This window comes from Bdellovibrionota bacterium, from assembly GCA_035292885.1.
GTDB lineage: Bacteria > Bdellovibrionota_G > JALEGL01 > JALEGL01 > DATDPG01 > DATDPG01.
In genome coordinates, this window is sequence record DATDPG010000084.1 from 1 (window position 1) to 22,105 (window position 22,105).

At 55.3% G+C, this 22,105-nt stretch carries 21 protein-coding genes; 6 read left to right on the forward strand and 15 right to left on the reverse strand.

The window, feature by feature from the left end; genetic code table 11:
• Positions 1 to 722 (reverse strand): glycine--tRNA ligase (glyS, locus tag VI895_06650; protein ID HLG19480.1); only part of this gene is annotated, 722 nt, incomplete at its 3' end.
• A 256-nt stretch (positions 723 to 978) separates the two neighbouring features.
• On the opposite strand from glyS, the gene VI895_06655 reads away from it, so the two are divergent.
• From VI895_06655 to VI895_06670, 4 genes are all read left to right on the forward strand, one after another.
• Positions 979 to 2,049: a hypothetical protein gene (locus VI895_06655; protein HLG19481.1), complete on the forward strand. Its 1,071-nt coding sequence runs from the start codon at positions 979 to 981 to the stop codon at positions 2,047 to 2,049.
• 341 nt (positions 2,050 to 2,390) lie between these two features.
• Positions 2,391 to 3,152: a hypothetical protein gene (locus VI895_06660; protein HLG19482.1), complete on the forward strand. Its 762-nt coding sequence runs from the start codon at positions 2,391 to 2,393 to the stop codon at positions 3,150 to 3,152.
• A 185-nt stretch (positions 3,153 to 3,337) separates the two neighbouring features.
• The gene (locus tag VI895_06665; protein ID HLG19483.1) at positions 3,338 to 3,907 is read left to right on the forward strand and encodes a type IV toxin-antitoxin system AbiEi family antitoxin domain-containing protein; all 570 of its coding nucleotides are present in this window, start codon (positions 3,338 to 3,340) and stop codon (positions 3,905 to 3,907) included.
• Positions 3,904 to 4,761: a nucleotidyl transferase AbiEii/AbiGii toxin family protein gene (locus VI895_06670; protein ID HLG19484.1), complete on the forward strand. Its 858-nt coding sequence runs from the start codon at positions 3,904 to 3,906 to the stop codon at positions 4,759 to 4,761. Before VI895_06665 ends, VI895_06670 begins: the two co-directional genes overlap by 4 nt.
• Before the next feature lie 16 nt (positions 4,762 to 4,777).
• Here VI895_06670 and VI895_06675 read toward each other — a convergent pair whose 3' ends face one another.
• Together VI895_06675 and VI895_06680 are read right to left on the reverse strand one after the other, a co-directional pair.
• The gene (locus VI895_06675) at positions 4,778 to 5,689 is read right to left on the reverse strand and encodes an ABC transporter substrate binding protein (protein ID HLG19485.1); all 912 of its coding nucleotides are present in this window, start codon (positions 5,687 to 5,689) and stop codon (positions 4,778 to 4,780) included.
• Positions 5,690 to 5,881: 192 nt separating this feature from the next.
• On the reverse strand, positions 5,882 to 7,966 hold the full coding sequence (locus VI895_06680; protein ID HLG19486.1) for a bifunctional serine/threonine-protein kinase/formylglycine-generating enzyme family protein: 2,085 nt from the start codon (positions 7,964 to 7,966) through the stop codon (positions 5,882 to 5,884).
• A gap of 120 nt (positions 7,967 to 8,086) precedes the next feature.
• Between VI895_06680 and VI895_06685 the strand changes: the two genes are divergently transcribed.
• A complete protein-coding gene (locus VI895_06685) occupies positions 8,087 to 9,124 on the forward strand; it encodes an NTP transferase domain-containing protein (protein HLG19487.1) in 1,038 nt (345 codons plus the stop codon).
• A gap of 4 nt (positions 9,125 to 9,128) precedes the next feature.
• A complete protein-coding gene (gene glmS / locus VI895_06690; protein ID HLG19488.1) occupies positions 9,129 to 10,958 on the forward strand; it encodes a glutamine--fructose-6-phosphate transaminase (isomerizing) in 1,830 nt (609 codons plus the stop codon).
• 31 nt (positions 10,959 to 10,989) lie between these two features.
• On the opposite strand, the gene VI895_06695 is transcribed toward glmS, so the two are convergent.
• The 12 genes from VI895_06695 to deoC form a co-directional block, all read right to left on the reverse strand.
• Positions 10,990 to 11,256 (reverse strand): BrnA antitoxin family protein, encoded by a 267-nt coding sequence (locus VI895_06695; protein ID HLG19489.1) that lies wholly within the window; start codon positions 11,254 to 11,256, stop codon positions 10,990 to 10,992.
• Between the two features lie 87 nt (positions 11,257 to 11,343).
• Positions 11,344 to 14,586, reverse strand: coding sequence for a BamA/TamA family outer membrane protein (locus VI895_06700; GenBank protein HLG19490.1), 3,243 nt, complete (start codon positions 14,584 to 14,586; stop codon positions 11,344 to 11,346).
• Positions 14,576 to 15,655 carry a hypothetical protein gene (locus VI895_06705; protein HLG19491.1) on the reverse strand — a complete coding sequence of 360 codons (1,080 nt, stop codon included), beginning with the start codon at positions 15,653 to 15,655 and terminating at the stop codon, positions 14,576 to 14,578. The genes VI895_06700 and VI895_06705 overlap by 11 nt, the downstream gene beginning before the upstream one ends.
• Positions 15,656 to 15,673: 18 nt before the next feature.
• Entirely contained in the window at positions 15,674 to 16,744 is a 1,071-nt protein-coding gene (locus VI895_06710) for an ArsA-related P-loop ATPase (GenBank protein ID HLG19492.1), read from the reverse strand.
• Positions 16,737 to 17,624 (reverse strand): ArsA-related P-loop ATPase, encoded by an 888-nt coding sequence (locus VI895_06715; protein HLG19493.1) that lies wholly within the window; start codon positions 17,622 to 17,624, stop codon positions 16,737 to 16,739. The genes VI895_06710 and VI895_06715 overlap by 8 nt, the downstream gene beginning before the upstream one ends.
• Entirely contained in the window at positions 17,621 to 18,211 is a 591-nt protein-coding gene (locus VI895_06720) for a polyhydroxyalkanoate synthesis regulator DNA-binding domain-containing protein (GenBank protein ID HLG19494.1), read from the reverse strand. The genes VI895_06715 and VI895_06720 overlap by 4 nt, the downstream gene beginning before the upstream one ends.
• Positions 18,212 to 18,320: 109 nt before the next feature.
• The gene (locus VI895_06725; protein HLG19495.1) at positions 18,321 to 18,722 is read right to left on the reverse strand and encodes a hypothetical protein; all 402 of its coding nucleotides are present in this window, start codon (positions 18,720 to 18,722) and stop codon (positions 18,321 to 18,323) included.
• Positions 18,719 to 19,105, reverse strand: coding sequence for a RidA family protein (locus VI895_06730; GenBank protein HLG19496.1), 387 nt, complete (start codon positions 19,103 to 19,105; stop codon positions 18,719 to 18,721). Before VI895_06730 ends, VI895_06725 begins: the two co-directional genes overlap by 4 nt.
• Positions 19,102 to 19,638 (reverse strand): hypoxanthine phosphoribosyltransferase, encoded by a 537-nt coding sequence (gene hpt / locus VI895_06735; protein ID HLG19497.1) that lies wholly within the window; start codon positions 19,636 to 19,638, stop codon positions 19,102 to 19,104. The genes VI895_06730 and hpt overlap by 4 nt, the downstream gene beginning before the upstream one ends.
• Positions 19,635 to 20,432, reverse strand: a complete 798-nt coding sequence (gene xdhC, locus VI895_06740; protein HLG19498.1) for a xanthine dehydrogenase accessory protein XdhC — start codon at positions 20,430 to 20,432, stop codon at positions 19,635 to 19,637. Before xdhC ends, hpt begins: the two co-directional genes overlap by 4 nt.
• Before the next feature lie 2 nt (positions 20,433 to 20,434).
• Positions 20,435 to 21,280 carry a purine-nucleoside phosphorylase gene (locus VI895_06745; GenBank protein ID HLG19499.1) on the reverse strand — a complete coding sequence of 282 codons (846 nt, stop codon included), beginning with the start codon at positions 21,278 to 21,280 and terminating at the stop codon, positions 20,435 to 20,437.
• Between the two features lies 1 nt (position 21,281).
• Positions 21,282 to 22,052, reverse strand: a complete 771-nt coding sequence (deoC, locus tag VI895_06750; GenBank protein ID HLG19500.1) for a deoxyribose-phosphate aldolase — start codon at positions 22,050 to 22,052, stop codon at positions 21,282 to 21,284.
• Between the last annotated feature and the right edge of the window lie 53 nt (positions 22,053 to 22,105).

The window sequence follows — 22,105 nt, forward strand, 5'->3', positions numbered from 1 at the left end:
GCCTTGGCGTAGTGGGCCAATTCGCCGGGTCCGTGCTGATGGAACTGAAGGTTTTCGGACTTGATTCCGAGCTTTGCGTACCAAGACATCCTTTCCTTCTTCCAAAACTCCAGCGTTGGCTCGTCCTGGTCCGGGCGGATGAAAAATTGCATTTCCATCTGCTCGAATTCGCGCGTGCGGAACGTAAAATTTCCGGGCGTGATTTCGTTTCGAAAAGCTTTGCCGATCTGAGCGATCCCGAAGGGAACCTTCTGCCGCGAGGAGGTCAGAACGTTTTGGTAATTCACGTAGATCCCCTGCGCGGTTTCGGGACGGAGATAGACGACGTTCGCTTCGGATTCGACCGGCCCCATGAACGTCTTGAACATCAGGTTAAATTGGCGGGCCTCGGTCAACTGGCCGCCGCAGGAAGGGCATTTCTTCCCTTCGACCTGGTCGGCGCGGAATCGGTTTTTGCACTCTTTGCAGTCGACGAGCGGATCGGTGAACCCGGCGACATGCCCCGAGGCTTCCCAAACACGCGGGTGCATGAGGATCGACGCATCGAGCCCTTCGATATTGTCGTGCAGTTGCGTCATGGATTTCCACCAGAATTCCTTCACACGGCGTTTGAGTTCAACTCCGACAGGGCCGTAATCGTAGCAACTGTTGATCCCGCCGTAGATCTCGCTCGACGGGAAAATGAAGCCGCGCCGCTTGCAGAGCGAGACCAGCTTTTCCATGGTGTCGTTCGTTCGGCTCACAGTGCGCTCCTAGCAGAGGGGGCGGTTGCTGGGAAAGGAAATCCGCGGTCCCAACGCCCCGGAATTGAGGCATCCCTGTCTGATTTGAACATGTCGAAGCTATATAACACCCGGAAACTATTAACGAAATAAAACTTTCCGTGCGGCACAACGCTTGCTTAATTATTCATCGCGTCATTCATGATTGACGGGATTAACGCGTCGTGTTAATAGGCCCACAGAAGAGGTTAAGTGTATGAGACGATTTTTTGCAGTATTCCTCGGGGTTTTGATAGTCGCCGCGATCGGATGCGGCGGCGTCAAGAAACAGACGAAAGCCGAGACCACAACACCCGCGCCCGGACCCGGACCAGAGCCTAAACCCGCTCCTCCTAGGCCGGATGTCGTTCCTGAAGTGATCGGGAGGAGCCCCGTTTCACACGCAAAGTTCGAATTTCAGAAAGACAAAGAAACCGGGGTTTTCTATCTTTCCGTGTCCGCAGATCCCACAACGACGGCGCCATCGGCCGTTGTGAGGAGTTCCTATTTCCGAGTTTTCAAACCGACGGAAAAGGTTGTCGCCGATTTATCGAACAAAGAAATAGCCGTTATCAACGCTGTGGCTGCGAACGGTCTCGTCAAATTAGAAAAGGGCGTAGAAGTCACCAGTATCACGGGATCGAACGGAAAGGGAATTCTCAAAGCGATTCTTTCGGACTCAGACAATCAGCAGATGGGGATTGCGCTCTCAGCGAAAGACGAAAAAGAAGCGACGCTTTCAGATGCAAAGCAGGACCCCTCACCGGCGAAATTGAACATTAATTCTCCCAAAATTACGTTGACGGTTTCTCAGACGGCCGGCGAAACGGACGTAAAGGCGGACTACCTTCCACGCGAAGATCCCAAGTTCCCGTCTCCGGGATTGCTCACAAAGAAGCAGGTTGCTCAGGGCGAGCAGCCCGCTGCGGACGATTTGAAAGGGATTAAGATTGTCTTTGATAAGTCGAAGCCAGGCGTAGTTCCCGGTGTATTTTTCTGGACCGCGGCTACGCAAAAACAGGTCTGTTTTCTGGTCGTGACGGTTAACGACAAAGAGACGGAAATTCACGCGATCGATCAGGAAAAAGGCGTGATCGATACCTCCAAAGAAGGGGTCATGGACGGTGGCATCTCGACGATTACGGAAACCGTATACAAGAATCCGGAAGTCGCCTGCCGAATTCTAGGTAAGGACACGGGTGGCGATTACACGCTTTACCTGATCTCGGAAATTCGAACGAAAGTCGACGGCACGGTCGTCGTGACCTCGAGCCAAAAGAAAGCGTAAATCCCGTTATGGTTCCACGCGAACCGGTGAATAGGAGCGCAAGCGGGGATAAGCGTTTGAAACGAATTTTCGTACTATTCCTAGGACTCATGATGGTCGCCGCGATCGGATGCGGAGGCGCCAAAAAGCAAACGAAGACCGAAAACCCGCCTGCGCCGGGACCCAAGGCTGAACCTCCTCGTCAAGATGTGGTGCCCGTCGTAATCGGAAAAAGCTCCGTATCGCAGGCAGAATTCGCGTTTCAGAAGGACAAGGAATCCGTCGTTTTGTTTATTACCGTGTCTATGGATCCGACGTCGACGCCGCCTTCTGTGAGCTTCAGCCCGAAATCCTTCCTTCGGGTGTTCAAGCCGGCCGAAGATTCAAAAAAGATCGTTGGTTTAATTTCTTCGCCCCTCTACCTTACCGAATTGCCCAATCCACTCTCGATGGAAGAAGTTGTCGATCACGGTGGAACGGGAAAGCTCGAGATGATTCTTTCGGACGGCCAGCGTCAAATAGCGCTCAGTATGAAAAAAGCGCCAGTTCAGGACGCGATGTTTACTTTTGATAAACAGGAGCCGACACTCGGCCTGCTGGATGCGTTTTCTGAGGAATACCAACTCAAGTTTCCAGACGTCGCGGAGGAAACGGACATCCGAAATGACTTCCTCCCGAACGAACCGATCAAATTCCCTCATCCGGCCTGGTTGAGTCACGATCCGCTGCCTTTCCGCCCGGATGTCTATACGGACCTAAGTATTACATTGGACAAGAAAACGCCGGGGATTGTGCAGGACATTATGCAGTATCGAGGTTCTTCTCACGAGCATGGTTGTTACTTAATCCTCAAGGCACCTAAGGGGGGTGAAATTGACGTTCACGGCCTCCAAGAGATCGAATTTCACGGCTTCAATCAGGCCGGGAAAATAGACACATCGTCTCAGGAACTAAAGGAGGATCTGCCAAAGCTTCCGGACGGTGAGTACAAGGGAGTTTCCGTCGGCTGCCGAAATGTGGTTAAGGCAGAAGAGACCGCAGGCGGCCATCGCTTTTATGCCATCTTGGAGATTCGAGTTAAAACCGGTACCACCGTCGAAGTAAAAGGTGGCGAAGCAAAGTAAGCCGACGAAGGGACGAAGTGACCCAAACGATCTACGGTTCTACCCGAACCGAATAGCCGAGCTCCGCGCCCTGCTGCCAGAAATTGCTTAGGGCGTTCGCGTCGATGCTGAATCGGCCGGCCGCTTGTCCATTCGTCCTATTTACATAAGGTGACACGAAAACATAATTGTGGCACCTTATGTAAATGTCGAAGACAAAACAAAGTTCTCATCACGCAGTACCCTTCTCGGCTGAGGAGGTCGCTAAAATGGGGATTTCCCGCTACGCCCTACAGAAGAAGACTGAATCGGGCGAATGGGAGCGGATCGCGCGCGGGTGGTACCGAGCTCCCGTTGGAGACTACTCCGACGACCATATCTTCCAATCGGTCGCCATGAGAGTCGGCGCTCCATGTGCGATTTGTCTCATTTCTGCTCTCGCCTACTATGACCTCACGGATATCATTCCGAGAAAAACTTGGGTTATGGTTCCGGCTGACCGAAGGACGAAATACAAGGACATCCGTCTCCTTCGAACACGAAATCCGGAATGGAAAATTGAAATTGAGAAAATTGGACCTTTTCACATAACCTCCGTGGAACGAACTCTCGTGGATGCCCTAATCCACCGTGCGATCATCGGGGGTCAGATTGGAATTGAAGCCCTTCGCCGTGCAATACGAGATAAGAAAACAACTCTGGGAAAAGTGATGGATACGGCGGTTAAGCTCGGCGTGGATCATCGTATAAAATCGTATATTGAAGCTCTCGCATGACCCGAGCAGCGACATCCAGACAAATTGCAAAGGCACTAAAGACGATTGCTGATTCTTCATCTGGCCTGAGTTTGAACGAGCTTCGGATCGTTTTAGCGCTGGAAAGAGCCGCTGCTCGTCTGACCAATCATAAGAAACTTAACGAACACCTCATCTTCAAAGGTGGCTTCGTGCTCTTGAAAACAACCGACACCTCGCGCTTTACACGCGATCTCGATGCACTTGCCGAAGGGTTCAACAAAGCCGATGTCTCCAAACTCCTTCCCGAAGCGCTCGCAGTGGACCTCGACGATGGTCTCTGGTACGGGGCCTTCGAGCACGAAGATTTAGTGGACCAAGGTGAATACGGCGGAATTCGATCCTCATGCGCTTTCCAAATCGGCGATCCACCCCTGAACCCGAACAAGATCAGGAAACTATCGCGAATCCACATCGATGTCGGATTTGGAGACAAGATTACGGGAGTTAAACGAGTAACGATGCATTCTATCCTCCCCCAATGCATCCCTATTTCGTGGCGCGTATATCCGATCGAATATGTATTCTCTGAAAAACTACAGACGTTTTTTGACCGAGGCTCCGCGAATTCAAGAGCCAAGGATCTTTATGACCTGGTGCTCTTGTTTCCTAAATGTGAAAGCACAAGTCGTCTTTGGAAGGCGATTGAAACAACCTTTGCAAAGAGAAAAACAGAATTACCCATTTCGCTGGACGAACGTGCCAATGAAGTTAACACGGCGATTCTCGAATCAGCTTGGAAAAGCGTACAGACTCAACCAGAGATGCAGTTCAAAGTTATTTGGAGGCAATTCGGGAGAGTTCTGGAGGATTTGGAAAAGGTTCGACCTAAATGACAAAGCATTAAGTACCCTAAGGTTCCACCCGAACCGAGTAGCCAAGCTTCGCGCCCTGCTGCAAGAAATTGCTTAAAGCGTTCGCGTCGATGTTGAATTTGCTGGCCGCCTTTAAAGAAATCGACACCGTCAGTTGTCCCGGCTGAACGCCGATCGGCATCTGCGGAATCTTCCCATCCTTTAAAATCGCCGCCGCTGTCTTCCAGGCCTGCTCTCCAAGCTTAAACGGGTCGACGGATACGGACAAAAGCGCCCCTTTGGTCGCATGGGAAGCGTCCAACGAAATGACCGGTACGCCGTGCCGCTCCGCGAACGTATAGATCTCGGAAAGGGCCGGTTCGACCGACGTCGTGGAGTCGTGCAGCCAATAAAACATGTCGATCTTCCCTTCGAACGAACTGATGAAAGCCTGCACTTCCTGCGGCGAATCCACTTTGAGAGACGCGAGGCGCAGACCGAGCTTGCCGGTCTCCTCCACCAAGTCGTCGTGCGAGCTCTGGGAGATTTTCGGGTTATAGATCGTTCCCACCGTTTTTTTGGTCGGGAAGATGGCCGTCATGAGTGTAAGGCCGGCTCCGATGGGGAGGTCGCTTTCGACCAACACGACGTTGGCCCGCTTGGCTGCGTCACCGGCATGGAAATCGCTGACGATGATGGGCGTGGCCCGAAGGCGTTCCGCCAGATCCTTGACCGCCACTTCGCCGATCGAAAAGACGATGTCGGGGGCCAATTTTTGAATTTGCTGAAAAATCGCTTTCGATTTCTTGGCGTCGTATTGGAATGCGGACAGGTGCTCCGTGGCCGACGACGAAAACCCGCAAAAATATCTCTTCCCGAACGGCGATTCGTTTCCTTGCAAGACCACCACCGTCGCTGCCTGAACGGAACTCACGAAAAACAAAAGCGTTAGCAACGTCGCCCGAATCATTCCCAGATTATCTTACATTAAACGCGAAATTGCCCGTCGATTCTTCAACTAAACTACGCATATACGTTCAAGGGGCAACGGCGGGTGGCGCGGCAGGGGCACCCAGATCACGCGCAGGAACGAGCATGATCTTGGGGGATACTGCCGCGACCGGAGCCTGCCGCCGCTTCTTAAAGGATGAGTGTGTAAAGTTTACGACGCGTCCTTGCAGCACCGGAAGCCGACGTCGGGCTCCGCCGTTGTCTCCCGCAGCTCACGGATCGACGTGCAACGGCTGGCCCAACCGGGTCGCTTGCTCGAACCTCCTCGCGAGACACGGCTGTCGTTGTTGAAACGGCCGCGGCTGGCCGTCCATTCGTCGACGTTGCCGCTTAGGTCAAAAACCTGCTCAGCGGACATGCAGGCCGAGAACTTTCCGGAAGGCGCGGCCTTACCCTCTTCGTCCGTCGTCAGTTCCGTGCTGGTTTCGGTGTTACATTTGTTCGGGTCCCAGAGGTTTCCATACGGATATTTGTGATTCAGTCTCTTGGACGTGTTCGGGCCTTTGCAGGAGCGCTCCCATTCTTCCTGCGTGCAAAGCCTCTTCCCTTCCTTCGTGCAGAGCGCTTGAGCCTCGGCCCACTTCACGGTTGTTTTGGGTGGAGCGGATTTCCGATTTGGGAACTCATATTTGTCGACACAAAACCGTTGGATCGGGATTGCGCTTGCCTCCGGCTCGACCAGATGATTTCGATCCTGATCGGTCGCATCGGAGCCGAATAAGAATGTTCCGGCCGATATCAACACCATATCCTCAGGACAGGGCGGCTTGGGTGCGGCCACCCTGTCGAGTCCCTTTTCGACTTTGGCGAGCTTCTGTTCGGCCACCGCAGCCTCTTTTTTGGCCTCCACCACTTCGTCCTCGAGTTGCTGTAGTCGCGTATCCACTTCTCTTTGCTTTCGTTTGTCTAGGGCGACATCGGTCTTTTGAAACGATGTGGGAGTGGAAGCCGAAAGCGTGGGTGGCGGCGGCGTGGAGGATGATTCCGCCGTTGCCGTGGTCGTTGGAATGGCTTCTTCGACGCGAGTGACTTCCTTCACTCGCTGTTCCTTCCGGTCCAGATAGAAAGCGTAGGCGGCGGCGGCCAAGATCGGCATGACGACGGCGAACGTAATCGTGCGCATCGACGAAAATCCGGTGGATCGGGCCGGTTGTGTCACTTCGCTGCGCGGAACCGCCGTCGACCAACCCCGGTCCATTTCGAGACCTTTGATTCGGTCGTCACGAACCGCCGTTCCCGGTTCGCCGGGGAGTTCGCCGCCCGAAAGCATCGCTTCCACTCGTCGCCCGACCCCCGAATCGCTCTTTTCCGGAGGAAAGAGATCTTGAATCATTTGGCCGAGCTCGACGGCCAGTTGCTCGGAACTTTTGCCGTTTAAGAATTCGGAAAGCTGCTCGATGACTTCACCGCACGTCTGAGGACGGTCCGAGGGATCCTTCGACAGCATCTGCATGACGAGGGACTCCAACTGGGCCGGGAGGGAAGGGACCAGAGTTCCAAGCCTCGGGACGCGCGCTTCCCGCACCTGTCGGTATCGTTTGACGGTGTCTTCCAAGGCGTAAAGCTTAATGCCGGCCAACAATTCGAATGCGATGATACCGAGGGAAAAAATATCGGACCGATGGTTGAGCGGCTGCCCCGCCGCCTGTTCCGGGGACATGTAACTGAACTTCCCCTGGATCTTTCCCGGCTGCGTGCGCGAGAGTTTGATGGCGGACTTGGCGATGCCGAAGTCGGTGATTTTGACCTCACCTGAGCGGGAAACCAGAATATTTTGGGGGCTCACGTCGCGATGAACCAGATTGAGCACCTCGTTGCCGTCGATTCGAACCTGATGGGCGTAATCCAACGCGCGGGCGATTTGCATCACGATGTATACGGCGAGTTCGCGGGGGAGGCGCCCTTTGTCTTTCAATGTTCGTTGAAGAAGATTCTTTAGATTCGGTCCGTCGATGAACTCCATCGCCATGTAGTAGGAATCGTCGATCTCACCGAAATCGAAGACCTGAATAATGTTCGCGTGATGAAGGTTCGATGAGATCCGCGCCTCGTCGACGAACATCTGGACGAATTCTTCGTCCTCGTTGAACTCGGGAAGGATCCGTTTGACGGCGACGGTTTTTTCAAATCCCTTGATGCCGACCAGTTTCCCTTTGAAAACCTCGGCCATTCCGCCCACGGCAATCCGGCGCGTGAGAAGGTATTTTCCAAACTTTACCGGGTATCGGTACGGCATGTGGGGGGTGGTCTGTCCTTTATGCTATGCAGCAAAAACGGCCAAAACTCCACGTAATCATAAGAACTTACGAATAGCTTTTCAAGCGCCTCAAGCGCTCTACAATGCAGGGGCACGCACATGAAAAAACGGATTGATTTGAGGAGGTTGGGCGTGGTCATCCTGGCGGCGGGCAAGGCCACGCGGATGGAGTCTCGCCAAAATAAGATGCTTCATCTGGTCGCGGGGAGGCCGATGCTGGAGTACGTCTTGGACTCTGCGCGGCGCCTTCAGCCGTCTAAAGTTGCCGTGGTCATCGGCCATCAGGGAGAAAAAGTTCGCAGGGCGTTTTCGCGATGGTCCAAAATTCATTGGGTGCGTCAGGCGGAAATGCGGGGAACGGGCGATGCCGTTCGAAGTGCGGCGGGCGTATTCCGAAGTTTCGACGGACAAATCCTGGTGCTCTATGGGGATATTCCGGGCATTCGGGAAGAGACGCTCCGCCGGTTGATTATGGTCCACGGAGCCTCCAAGAATGCCGTTACGCTCTTGACTTCCGAGATGGATGACCCGACCGGATACGGTCGGATTATTTTGGATGCGGACGGTTCCGTCGCCCGAATTGTCGAGGAAAAGGATGCGACGGATGAAGAACGGGAAATTTATGAGGTCAACACGGGTATCGGAATTTACGACGCTAGATTTTTGTTCGGCTCGGTCAAGCTTCTCCGACCGACCAACAAACAGAAGGAATATTATCTGACCGATCTCGTGGACATGGCGAAGAAGCAGGGAAAGGGCGTGGGGAGGTTCCGAATCCGGGACAACTTTCAGGTCATAGGAATCAACGACCGTGAAAGTCTAGCCGAGGTTTCTCACATCTTTTACGAGAATAAGGCGCTCGATCTCCTCAAGAGTGGTGTCACGCTTGAGGATCCGGCGTCCACGATCATCGAACAGGAGGTTGAAATCGGGCCGGATACGGTGGTAGGAGGGCAGACCCGCTTTCGAGGGCATACGCGGGTTGGATCTTCGGCGGAGATCGGGGCCGGCGGAGAATTGGTCGAATGCGACATCGATGAGGGGGTGCGAATCGGACGAAACGTTCGCCTTCTTCGCGTGAAAATCGGGACCGGGAGTGTCATCGGATCGAACACGACGGTCGGGACGGAGGACTGAGAAAATGTGCGGAATCATGGGATACGTCGGCAATCGGCAGGCGGCCGGCATTCTCATCGACGGCTTACGGCGTCTCGAATATCGAGGGTACGACTCGACGGGGATCGCCGTTTTGCACGACGGAGCGATTGCTTTGGAACGGTCGAAAGGCAAGCTCGCCGAGCTCGAAAGGAAGGTCGCCGGGCAAGATCTCCGGGGGACCATCGGCATCGGCCATACGCGCTGGGCGACGCACGGAAAGCCTTCGGACGAAAACGCCCACCCCCACGGTTCGGAACATGTGGTCGTGGTACACAACGGGATTATTGAGAACTACATGGAGCTCCGCGGAAAATTGATTGAAGCGGGCTTCACCTTTCGATCCGAGACCGACACCGAGACAATTCCCCTTTTGATTGAATACCATCTTCGAAACCGACTCTCGTTTGAAGAGGCGGTGCTGACCACTCTGTCCGAGATTGAAGGCACGTTCGCCCTGGTGATGATCAGCAGTGCGGAACCGGGGAAAATCATCGCGGCCAAAAACGCGAGTCCGTTGATCGTCGGAATTGGAAAAAACGAAAATTTTGTCGCCTCCGATATTCCGGCCTTGTTGAGTCACACACGGGACGTCGCGATTTTGGAAGACGGCGACGTGGCCGTGATTACCCAGAACAGTTTCAAGATCATGGATTTCTCCGGAAAAACGGTCCCCAGGAAACCGACGCATATCACCTGGTCGAGGGTCATGGCCGAGAAGGAAGGCTTCAAGCATTTCATGCTGAAAGAGATTCACGAGCAGCCGCGCGCCATCATCGACACGTTGCGTGGGCGGTTGACGGAGGGGAACGGCCATATCGTCTTGGACGAAACCGAATTCACGGACGCCGATGTCGCAAACGTGGAGCGGATCGTATTGGTCGCATGCGGCACGTCCTACCATGCGGCGTTGGTGGCCAAATTCTGGATCGAGGGACTGGCGCGGATTCCGGTGGAAGTCGATCTGGCATCGGAGTTCCGTTACCGCCGCCCCTGCGTTCATGACCGCGTTCTTTTCGTTTCCATTTCACAGTCGGGCGAAACGGCGGATACGCTGGCCGCGATCGATGAAGCCAAAAAACTGGGCGCGAAGATTTTCTCCGTTTGCAACGTCGTCGGCAGCTCGATCCCCCGGAAATCCGATCACGTTTTTTACACGCACGCCGGCCCCGAGATCGGCGTGGCTTCGACGAAAGCGTTTACGACGCAGTTGGTGGCGCTGGCCATTCTCGCTCTTTATCTGGCGAAACGTCGAAACACGCTCGACCGGAAGGAGATTCGGGACCATGTCCACACATTGTTGGGCCTGCCTTTGGTGATTGAGCAGACGCTTAAATCGAGCGAAGACGCGCTTCGGGTGACGGATCGTTTCTTTGAGGCGGAACATTTTCTATATCTCGGCCGGGGATCGAGTTATCCGATCGCCCTGGAAGGGGCGCTCAAACTCAAAGAGATTTCCTACATTCACGCGGAAGGATATGCCGGGGGCGAGATGAAGCATGGGCCGATCGCATTGATCGACGAACATATGCCTGTGGTCGTTCTGGCCAGCGGCGGTCCCACGCTCTCCAAGATGGTCAGCAATCTCGAAGAAGTGCGCGCTCGGGGGGGCAACATCATCGCCGTGATGACCGAAGGGGACGAACGGATCCAAAAGCTTTCGACCGCGACCATCTCGATTCCGAAGGTGGGCGACTTCATCCGTCCGATCGTTGAAGTCGTTCCGCTTCAATTCCTGGCGTACCAGATCGCCGATAAGCGCGGCACCGACGTCGATCAGCCGCGCAACCTCGCAAAATCCGTGACCGTCGAGTAAGTGTCTCTGGAAAAAAGCTTAGTGCACTCGGTTACGCTGCGAGTTGTAAGAGAATCTCATTAATCAGCGACTGATATCCGAGGCCATGTCGTTTCGCTTCGCGCCTCACCCATGCCAGGACTTTTGGATGCAGCCGAATGGATACTGCTCGATACTTCTCCGATTTGCCTTTAGGAGGGCGGCCGCGGTTTTTTCGTTTAATTCCAAGCTTCTCCTCTATCGCTTTCCGAGCGGCACGAACTTCAGCCGAGCTTACTCGCCTAGCTCTTTCAAACGGGAATTCTTCGGTATGTTTCATTTCGAGGAAGCCTTGTTCGAATCCCACTCGAACTTCATTATCAGTATATACCGAAACTAGGGGTGAGTTTCAAGTCAAATTCAGGCCCTAAAATTCCGAGCCGACGCCGATGTAAATGCGGACGGGTGAATCTCCGTCTTCGAAGCCGTACTTGGCGGAATCCTGGAAACCGTAAGCCACGCGCACGACGCTGTTCCATCGGTTGAAGTCGTTAAACAAGAACGTCTTGATCCGGAATTCGGCACCGATATCTTCCAAAAAGACCTCGCCTTGCCCCAGTGCCGAGTCACGCGTCGTATTCTGCCGAAAATTCTTGATTTCTCCGAACGTCCAGGCGTTTCCGATCTCGCCGAAGAGGCTTCCGAAGACGCTGTCCCAGTAGATCCATCCCCATTTCTTGTCGATGGCCCGGGCGATCGGAAAGGTGTATCCGGCGGATAGGACCATCATCGTTTCGCCCGATATGCTGAAATCGTTGTATCCGTAAAAGAGCGTGTTGCTGCTGATTTCCCCAAAGGCGCGGAAGTTGAGGCGGCCTCCCAGGAAGAATTCGTCGTTGATGTTCACGTCGCGCGACTTCATTCCTCCCGTGAAATTGACCCAGAACGTGTGACGGTTCCACCAGGATTTTTCCCACGGCATGGCGTAGTAGCGGCCCAGCGAAAACGTTCCCTCGTGATAGAAATAGTCGTCGTTCGGCGCGGGAATCGTCGCGTCCGGAACGAAAAGACCGGTGTGGACCAGCGAATACGAAAGCGAAGCGTACGTCGCGTCCCGCGGATTGATGTCGAAATCTCGGCCGGGCTGGGAGGGGGTTTTGCTATAGGACCACTTCATCGTCATTCCATCATTGGTGAGGAGGCGAAAGTCCGTGAGTACTTCGTTGTTGACGAGAATCGGAAATCCGATTCGGCGATCGACCCAACGCCGGTCGTACGCGATCGAAAACCAGTGCGTGCCGCGGAGGCCGTGAGCGAAGAAGAAGTCCTTGGAAACTCCGCTGTCGATGAACTGAATGTTGTCCCGGACGACCGATTCCGGCGCGTTACTCGCTCCGGTGCCGCCGAACAGGGCGAGGGCGTCGTTTCGGATGTACGCCGTATAGCTCGCCGAAATATGCGGATAAAACATGTCGTTTTCATATTGGACTTGGTAGTCCTGCTCTTCGCCGAAAAGCGCCAAGGCCGTCAGGCTGTGTTTTTCAAGGAAATCGGCGGCCTGAAGAGCCAACCCCAATTTCAGCTGCTCATGTTCCCAAAGAAGCGAGGGAAAGACGCGGACGGGTCGCGGCCATCCCAAATATCGGGAACTCTGGTCCAGCGGAGGGAAGGTTTGATCGGGTGTCAATTGCTGCCGGATCTTGGATTCCACGCCTTCGGCCGGGGCCGGGATTTCGGCGGCAGGAGCGGAACCCATACCGATTCGATACGCTTTGAACCCGAACGAACTGAAACGCGAGTAGAGCAGCTCGGATCCGTCGGGCGGTGCAAACGGCATGAACGCTCCGGTTTCGACGTTCGTCACTGCCGTCGGCGACGTCGAAGGATTTGCGTTCATGGGGATGCGATAGAGCTGAAAGATGCCGGACCGGTCGGATGAAAAAACAATTTCTTTTCCATCCGCGGAAAAAACGGGTTGCCGATCGTCGGCGGCGTCGAGCGTAAGAGGCTTAGGAGTCCCTCCCGCCGCCGGGACGATCCAGATGTCGGATTGATCGTGATGGAAAAGCGTAAAAGCGATGCTCGATCCATCCGGGGACCAAGCCGGTTCGGTCGCTTCGGCATCGCCGCCGATCGTGACCAAATCTCGAACATTCTTCCCATCCGGATCGATGAGGCGCAAGTTCCGGTGTCCGTCCCCGTTGTCGGAGAAAGCCAGGCTCTTGCCGTCGGGCGACCAGGCGACATGCGTGGCCCGGAGCTTCGAGGTGAGGCGGTCCGGCTCGATATGCAGGGACTGCCTCTGCCATCGGTAATGCCGCGTGATCTTCTTTCGTTCTCCTTCGGTCGCCGCTTTTCGAAATGAGGCCAGATATTCGGCGCGAAGATTCGAAAGGGGCCCCAATTCGGCCAGGAAGAGGTCATAGTACGGATACCCGTTATGGATGTTGGGTAATCGCTTGGAGAGGATGAGCTGTCGCGAGTCGGGGGACCAGCTGTAATACGCCGCGCCCAACTTCAGCGTCAGGCCGATCGGTTTGCTCTTTTCCTTCTTCTCCTGTTCCTCGTTTCGCGGGGTTTCGAGAATGAACGGGCTGTCCAAATACCGCAGGCTGAGCGTCCCCCGGTCCACGACGCTGAACCAATGGCCGTCCGGCGAGAAACGGGGATAGAACGTGAAAACGCCGTCGGCGTAAGGGCGGTCGCGGTCGTCGAGTTTTCTGAGCGTGGTTTCGCTGACCCGTTCGATCTTCTTCCCCTCCTTGGGTGCCTTTCGGATTTCAGCGACTTGAGTTTCATACTTTTCCTTCAGATGCTTTTGCCACTCGGCATAGAGTTCGGGAAAACTCTTGCCGATCGCTTTGGAAAAATTCTTGTCAAAATCGAGATTCCAGTCGCTCTCGGCGGATTTCGTAACTTTCACGTTGGCGTCTTGGCCATAGGTTTCCTTCATCCATTGAAGGAAATTGAATCCCTGGTTGTAGACCATCTCGCCGCCGAAGTGTTCGCGGACGGTGATGTTGTGCAACTCGTCGAACGTCAGAAGATTGTTCTCCAGCGTGGCGGATCGAAGGAGGGTGTCTTGCATCGAATCCCAGAGATCGTATCCGGCCGCCGATGTGTCGAGCTGAGCGGTACCCTCCGCCCACCATCGGGAGCCCGGTTGGGTCAATACGTAAGCGGTGCCGCCGGCGTCGGTGTTGGCGCGGCTGGCGGAATTGTGGATGCCTCCGAAGCGGAGTCCTTCGATCCGGTAACCTCCTCCGGTCGAAGCTTGAAGCGACACGACATGGCTGAATTCGTGCGTGAGGACGCCGCGTATCCAGTCGTGGCGGCCGCGAAGAGAAAGAGTGGAGGGGGACGCCCAGATTGTAAGCCAGCCGAGATTAAAGACGGCAAATCCGTTCGACGTGTCCTCGTCGTCACGGACCACGATATGTGTGCGGTGTTTCGGCTCGTAGTCATAGATCCCTGTGACGATCGGATAAACTTCCTCCGCCACGACGGCGACCTTTCGCGCACTCCATTCGACTTGGGGGTAATAATGAATAATGAAGTGTTTGGTTTCGACCGTTCTCCATTCGATTTCCGGATAATTATAGGCTTGTGCCGGAGACGGCATCGCGACCGTCCCTACGACAAGCCAGGCGAGGATCCCTTTAGAAAGCATGGCGGACCTCGCACTGATACGCATTGCCCACCAACGACTCGACGAGGGGAATGTTGGGATAGCTTTCTCCCTTCAGTGGAATTTCAGCGGCCACGCGAAGCGCCCATTCTTTTCCGAATTCCCACAGGAGACTCGGTCGGACGGAGACCACGTAACCGGAGCTGAGCGATGTAGAGGCGGGCGTGGCCGCCAGCGATCCATTGATGACGGAAAGAGCGAACCCTCGGAGCTCCGTGGATCGCCGGTAAAAGTAATGCCCTTCGCCGGCCAATGTCAGAGGGGGCAAAAACTTCCAAGCGAGACGCAATCGAAGGTCGACTTCATCGCCCCAGTCGATTTCCAGATTCCCCACCGGGAGGCTATAGATCGTCCCGTCGGGCGCTGTTTGAGAGACCGGGTCCGTGCGCAAATATTCCACCAACGAATCAAAGCGGAAGGTGTAGGAGACCGCCTCTTCGAGAGAGAACGTGCGGGCCAAGTGCTGTTTCGCCAAGAAGATGGGAGTCAGGTCGAGACTTCCGTCACCCAAAGGGAGATCGGGTTCGACACCTCTCGTCGGATCCGAGAATCCGATCGCGGTGCCGCCGGACGGGAATTTCCCGAACACGCCGAACGCCATTTCGGGCACTTCTTCCGGCCCTCCCCAAAAACGGTAATGAACTCCCGCGCGCACGTCTCCCAGGCCGAAGGTGTCGACCCGCAACAGATCGGTCTCCATGCGGTAGGCCAACGGAAAGTTGAGCCAGATCGTTAACTCGTTGGTCAGACCATAGGCCGATTCAATCGTGAACTGAACGTCGTGGAACCGTTCGGTACCCCCGTCGGGGAAAGTGCTCGTGAGCGAACCGCTGGAATCGAAAAACTGGTCCGAGAGACGATAGTGCGTGTCGAAGCCGACATAACCGTCCCCCTTCGGAAACGTAAGCGACGCCTCCGGAGTCGAATCGAGAATGATTCCCGCTTGAGCGGAGAAGGAGGTGAGAGCGGAAACGAGTCCAAAGAGAGGAATCAGCGTCTTAGCCAGAAGGCGCAACGGTTCAAAAATACGGGGGACGATGAAGTCGGTCAACGAACTTGGCGTGGTTGGTTAGATAGAAGTGAACGATAGTCTGGCCAAATCTTGGATTGTGGCCGGATCGCGGTCGGAAAGCCGCACCTCAAATATCGCTTCGCGGGAAAAGCGGGATTTCGCCTCTTCCCGGATTCGGATTTGCCGGCGATGGAGTGCGTGCGCGGCGCCGAGCAGCTTCTCCTCCATTGCGTTTCCAGCTTTAGGCAATTCGTCGGGGAGCATTCGGTTGAGAATCAGCCCCAGCAAAGGTCGACGATGGCGGCGTAGGTCGTCGGCCATTTTCAGCGCCGCCTGCCAAGGCAGCTCGTCGGCGGAGGAGACCAAAAGGAATCCGGTCCGTCCCGACTGGAGGAGTTCATCCACGGTGCGGGTTCTCTCTCGGAAACCATCGAACAGATTTTGGAAATCACGCAAGAAACCGGCGATATCTTCCAACACCGTCCCGCCTGCCAGGCGGTCGAGCATGGAGAGCGCCCAATCCATTCCCTTTCCGATCGCAAATCCGGCGATGCCTTTTCTTTTCGGGGAGAGGAACCACTGAACAACATCGCGATCGAGAAACGACACGATTCTTGATGGAGCCTCAAAAAAATCGGCCAGCGCGGACGCCGGAGGGGTGTCCAGAATCACAAGGTCGAACTCTTGAAGCGCGTGAAGTTCGTAAATCTTTTCGAGCGCCATGTATTCGTGTGTCCCCGCCATCGCTTCTGAAAGCTCGCGGTAGAAAGGGCTGGCCAGAATACGGTCCCGGAGTGTGGCGCTGGGAGCGTAACGGCCGACCATCCCGTCAAAGGTGGCTTTGACGTCCAGCATGCAGGCCGCGAGTGAACCTCCCGTCTTTCGCCGCCAAGGGTCCAGTTTTTTCGGAGGCGTATGCCGAAGCCGATTGCCCAAGGTTCGAAACCCGAGCGCCGCGCCGAGCCTTTGTGCCGGGTCGATCGTGAGAATCGCCACGCGCCTTCCATCCAGCGCTGCATGGAGTCCGACGGCGGCGGCGAGGGTCGTTTTCCCCACTCCACCGACACCGCCGACGACGACCAGTGATTTTTCTCGGAGGAGTTCGGTCGGGGACGATTCTTTAGACATCGTTGCGCCCCTTTTGAAAACCGTCGGCCAGATTCGAAAGCGATGTCGGGTTGTCGATTTCCGGCATCCAGGTCACCGGAAGCTTCAGACGGCGCTTGAGCCGGGCGACTTCGTGAAGCTCCGACAGAACCCGATGTCCGAGAAGACGGTAGAACGGATCCGCGCTCGGTGTCCGAAGATAGGCTCGAAGATCCCTGGCGCGGACGTCCGAACTCGAAAGAAAAGGACGGTTGACGACCAGTTCCTCGGCGGGAAGATCGAGACGTTGAAGCGAGGAAAGGAGCTCCAGCGTTTCACCGACCACAAGCGGCCGGGCGAGCGAAACGATATGGATGTGTGTGATTTTCCTGTTCTGAAGAGTTTTTAAGATCCACTCGGCCCGATCGAAGAGTGGCCCGAATCGGGTCAATTCGCGGACGGTCCGGGGGGTTTGGAACAAAAAGAGACCGTGCCCCGTAGCGGGAGCGTCCACCACGATCCGATCGTAGGGCCCCGGAGAATCCGGACGCTCCATCTCGTGGACGATCTTTCCCAAGAGCATCAAGTCCCGAAGGGCGGGAGCGACTTCGAAAAAATACCGAACGGGGCGATTTTCAAAGAGAAGCCGGTAGATCCGCTCCATCTTCACTTGCCGGAGCAGATAGTCCTTCAGTGAATCTTCTCCCGTGATCTTGGCGGCGAAAAGACGGGGAGCTATGGATCGCGGGGTGTAGGTCAGCGCCTCAAGGCCGACCAGGGGAGCGGCCGAGCTGGCGGCCCCGATTTCAAGGAAGAGAACCTTTTCTCCCCGCCGGGCCCAGTGAAAGGCCGCACCCAGGGAAACGGTGGTTTTTCCCACCCCTCCTTTGCCGATAAAGATGTGAAGTCGTGATTCGGTCAGCGCCGCTCGAGGTCGGTGATCTTGGTTTCGATCGACTCGAGTTTCGACGTGAGGCTCGTAATATTCTGCTCGATCTCGTCGAGCTTGCTCACTTCCCGCAGGGTCGAGGTCACCCGCTCGCCGATGAATTGATCGAGATCGTTCTGATCGCGCGACGGAGTTTCGAGCACTTCTTTCAGAAGGTTTTTGGCTTCCACTTTGCTCAGTTCACCCCGGGCCACGAGCCGGTCGATATAGCGTTCGGCCTCCTCATGGCGGCCTTTCTCCGTGTCGAACCCCAGCAATACGTATCGCTGGATGAAATCAAACAACGAGCCTTGGCCGTGTTGAATAATGTCTTTGAGCATCGTGAGCGGCAGGATGGATTTTGCGTTTTTTTCTTGATCGACAAGGATCTGCGTCAGAATGATCGAGGTGACATCGGCCTTCGTCTTGTTGTCGATGACACAGACGTCTTCTCCCTTCTTGATCAACTTCGCGATCTCGTCGAGCGTGACGTAACAACTGTCCTTCGTGTCGTATAGTTTCCGGTTTTGATATTTCTTAATGATCCGCGCCTGATTTTCCCCGAGCATCGCTTCCTCCATTTTCCTTTAAACTCAGCTAGTTATATCGAGGCTCCGCTCCTGCAGCACGCTAAATAACACGCCGCATCAGCCTCGTCAAATGCCATTCTTGGCGGGTTGCGCAATTGTGTCAAGAACTCTCTTCTTTTGACGCGGCCGCATTATTCGCTTTGGAATCTTGCTGGAGGAGGTGGCGAATAACTTCGTTCCGCGCTTGCATGTCGTACGCAAGCCACGAAAGCGCTGCAAAGAGGACGACCACTCCCGCGAATCCCGTGAAAAGCAAAAGGTGGTTGTAGATGTAAACGAAATTCCGAAACGTTGGATTGGGCGAAACGAGTGATTCACGATACATCCTTCCGACAAACCCCCAGTACACGACGATGCCCCGGTGAAAAAAAAGGGCATAGAGCGCGGCAAAGAAGAGGCCGAAGAAACCAAATACTCCCCATACCATTCTGCGGTGGCGGGAGTAGTTGGGATTCTGGACGTCCGCTAGGACGATTTCTTGGTATTTGGTCAGTTCGTTCATTCGGCGATTCGGGCCACAAGATCGATCTCGACTTTCGCTCCCTTAGGGAGCGCGGCGACGGCTACGGTGGATCGGGCCGGCTTCGTGTCACCCAGGTATTCCGAATAAACTTCGTTGAGGAGGGGAAAATCGTCCATGGACACGAGATACACCGTGGCCTTGACGACGCTTCGGAAGTCCGTGCCGGCCGCCGAGAGAACAGCCTTCAAGTTTTCAAACACGCGCTTCGTTTGAGCCTTCATGTCCCCTGTGATCATTTGTCCCGTTTTCGGGTCGAGCGGTATCTGGCCGGCCGTATAAAGAAATCCGCCGGTTATGATTCCCTGAGAATAGGGGCCGATGGCGGCCGGCGCCTGGTTTGTCGCCACTACTTTTGAACTCATTCTTCCTCCCTTGCGCTCTCCGGCAACTCCGCGATGTACGGAAGATTGCGATACCTCTCACGCGCGTCGAGACCGTATCCCACGACAAACCGGTCGTCGATCGTAAAACCCAAGTAATCGATCGGAACGGGTTTGAGGAGTTTCCCCGGTTTCAAGAGCAGGACGCATAATCGCAGCGAAGCGGGTTTCCGCAGCCGGAGATTTTCGAGCAGGTAATGAAGCGTGTGCCCGGTATCCACGATGTCTTCGACCAGCAAAACATGTTTACCGGTGATCGGAACCGACAAATCAAGTGTGATCTTTACGTCACCGGAGGAACGGGTCTGCTGGCCGTAACTGGTCGTTCCCAAAAAGTCGACCGTAACGGGAAGGTCGATGTTTCGAATCAGATCGGCGAAGAAAACGAAGGAACCTTTCAGAACTCCGATGCACGCAAGTCCTTTCCCTTTGTGGTCGCGGGCGATCGTTTCGCCGAGTTCTTTTACCCGTTTGGCGATCTGCCTTTCCGTGAGGAATGGAGTCGGTTTTTTCATCGGAGCGGTACCTCGGGCTTCCATGAGTATGGAGATTTCGCGCCGTATCGTTGAGCGATCAGTTCGGCCACGATCGCCACGGCGATCTCTCCCGGCGATTGGCTGCCGATATTGAGACCTGTCGGAGAATGCACACGATGAATCGCATCTTCATCAAAACCGGCCGCCTTGAGCCGCGCGCGTGTTTTTGTGGCTTTGACAAAGCTCCCGATCAGTCCCAAATAACGGAACGGCTTGGCCAAGCAAGCCTCTACAATCCGCTGGTCCAGTTGATGATCGTGCGTGCAGACGACCACCGAGACATAGTTATCGAAAGCTAGGTCAGAGATCACATCCTCGAGGGGGGCGACCCTCCGCTCATCGGCAGCCGGAAAATGGGTCTCGTTGAGATGTTCCGAACGGTCGTCGATTACGGTGACATGAAATCGGGCCAGTTTCGCAATGGCGGCCAGCGGTTTTCCGACGTGTCCCGCCCCAAAAATGTAGAGACGTTCGGTGGGCGCGATTTTTTCAAAGAATAGCTCGACGATCCCCCCGCAGCACATCCCGATTTCATGGGTCAGGTCGTATTTCTTGAGAAAAGTTTCTCCTTCGCCAAAAAGCGTTCGGGCATCCTCGATGGCCGATTTCTCCAACGCACCGCCGCCGATCGTTCCCTCGGTTCGTCCGTTCCGATGGACGATCATCCGGCTTCCCGGCTTCCTCGGCGTGGATCCCACGACGCTGACGACGGTGGCGACGACAAACGTCTCGCCTTCGTCACGCAGCCGCGCAATCGTGTCGAGGAGTTCCATGGCTATTCCGGGAACTTGGCGATCCACTCCGTCAGAAATCGAGAAAATGTTTCCTTCATGCGCATCGTTTCGTGGATCACTTCCTCGTGCGTGATCGGTTTGGTTTGCCCGGAAAGGCCGGAGGCCCAGTTCGTGATACACGAAATCCCCAAGACCCGCATCCCCATGTGGCGCGCCGCGATTACTTCAGGCACCGTTGACATTCCGACCACATCGGCTCCGAGAGTTGCCAGCATCTTGATTTCCGAGGGGGTCTCGTACGAGGGGCCTGGCAGTGCCGCGTATACGCCGGTGATGAAAGGGATCTGAAGCGATTGGGTTACGGTTTGAGCGTGTTGGAGAAACTCCGCGTCGTAAGCGTGACTCATATCAACGAATCTCGGTCCCAGCTCATCCAAATTTGGACCTCGAAGCGGGTTTTGGCCGATTAGATTCAGGTGGTCCCGAAGGAAGAGTAGGGATCCGGGAGGGATGTCGTTTCGAAGGGAGCCGGCGGCATTGCTCACCACGAGATTACGGACACCCCATTTGCCGAGGAGGCGGATTGGAAGCGTGACGATGGAGAGCGAATGCCCCTCGTAATAATGGAAACGGCCGCGAAAGATGACGACCGATCGCCCGGCGATTTTTCCGCGGAGAACAACTCCCTCATGTCCGGGGATGGTCGTCTTTGGAAAGCCGGGGACCTTTACATAAGGAAGGGAAGTCGGTTGTTGGAGATGGTCGGCTACGCCGCCCAAGCCGGAACCCAAAATGATGGCGACATCGGGGGGTGTTTTGCCCAGAGCGTCGGTCACGGCCCGAAGGGCTTTGGCAATCGCTCCTCTATAATGGCGTGGGGACGCCACTTCAGCGGACCATCGTAACGCCAGAACGGGTTCCGATACGGCTCGCGCCGGCTTGGAGAAGAGCCAGCGCCTGCTCCCGCGTTCGGATGCCGCCGCTCGCTTTAATTTGAACACGATCGGAAAGAACACGGCGAAGGAGTTGCACGTCCTCCACCGCCGCGACTCCGGGACCGAAACCGGTCGAGGTTTTGGCAAAGGCCGCACCGGCGGCCTGGAGAATGAAAGCGGCCTCCACTTTATCTTCGGTCGTCAGGAGGGCCGTCTCCAGAATGACTTTGACCCGATTCCCCCGAGCCGCTTCCACGACGGCCGATATGTCGTCGTACGCCGGGAGGTAATGCTTAGATTTGAAAGCGCCGATATTCATGACCATGTCGATTTCTTGCGCACCGCGGCCAACGGCCTCTTCGGTTTCAAAAACTTTTGCAGCGGTCGTGGTCGCTCCCAGCGGAAATCCGACGACCGTAATCGCCTTCACGTCGGTTCCCGAGAGCCTTTTACTTATCCTTTCGACATAAATCGGGTTCACGCAGACGCCGGCAAAACGAAATTCCAGGGCTTCGTCGCACAGTTTTTCGATGTCGCCGGACGTTGCGTCCGGTTTCAATAACGTATGGTCGATTCTGCGGGCCAGCTCGGAAGCAGACCCGAAGGTCGAGGGGGCACGGTTAAAGGACGTACGCGATCCGAAAATGCTGGCGTTCACGTTCAATTCTCGAGCGATCTTTTCTCGAGACAGATCGATCAGGTTTTGTAGGTCCGAAATGGACATGAACCGAGTCCGGCGCTTACCATTGAGGCCAAGCAGCGTCAAACCGGTGAAAT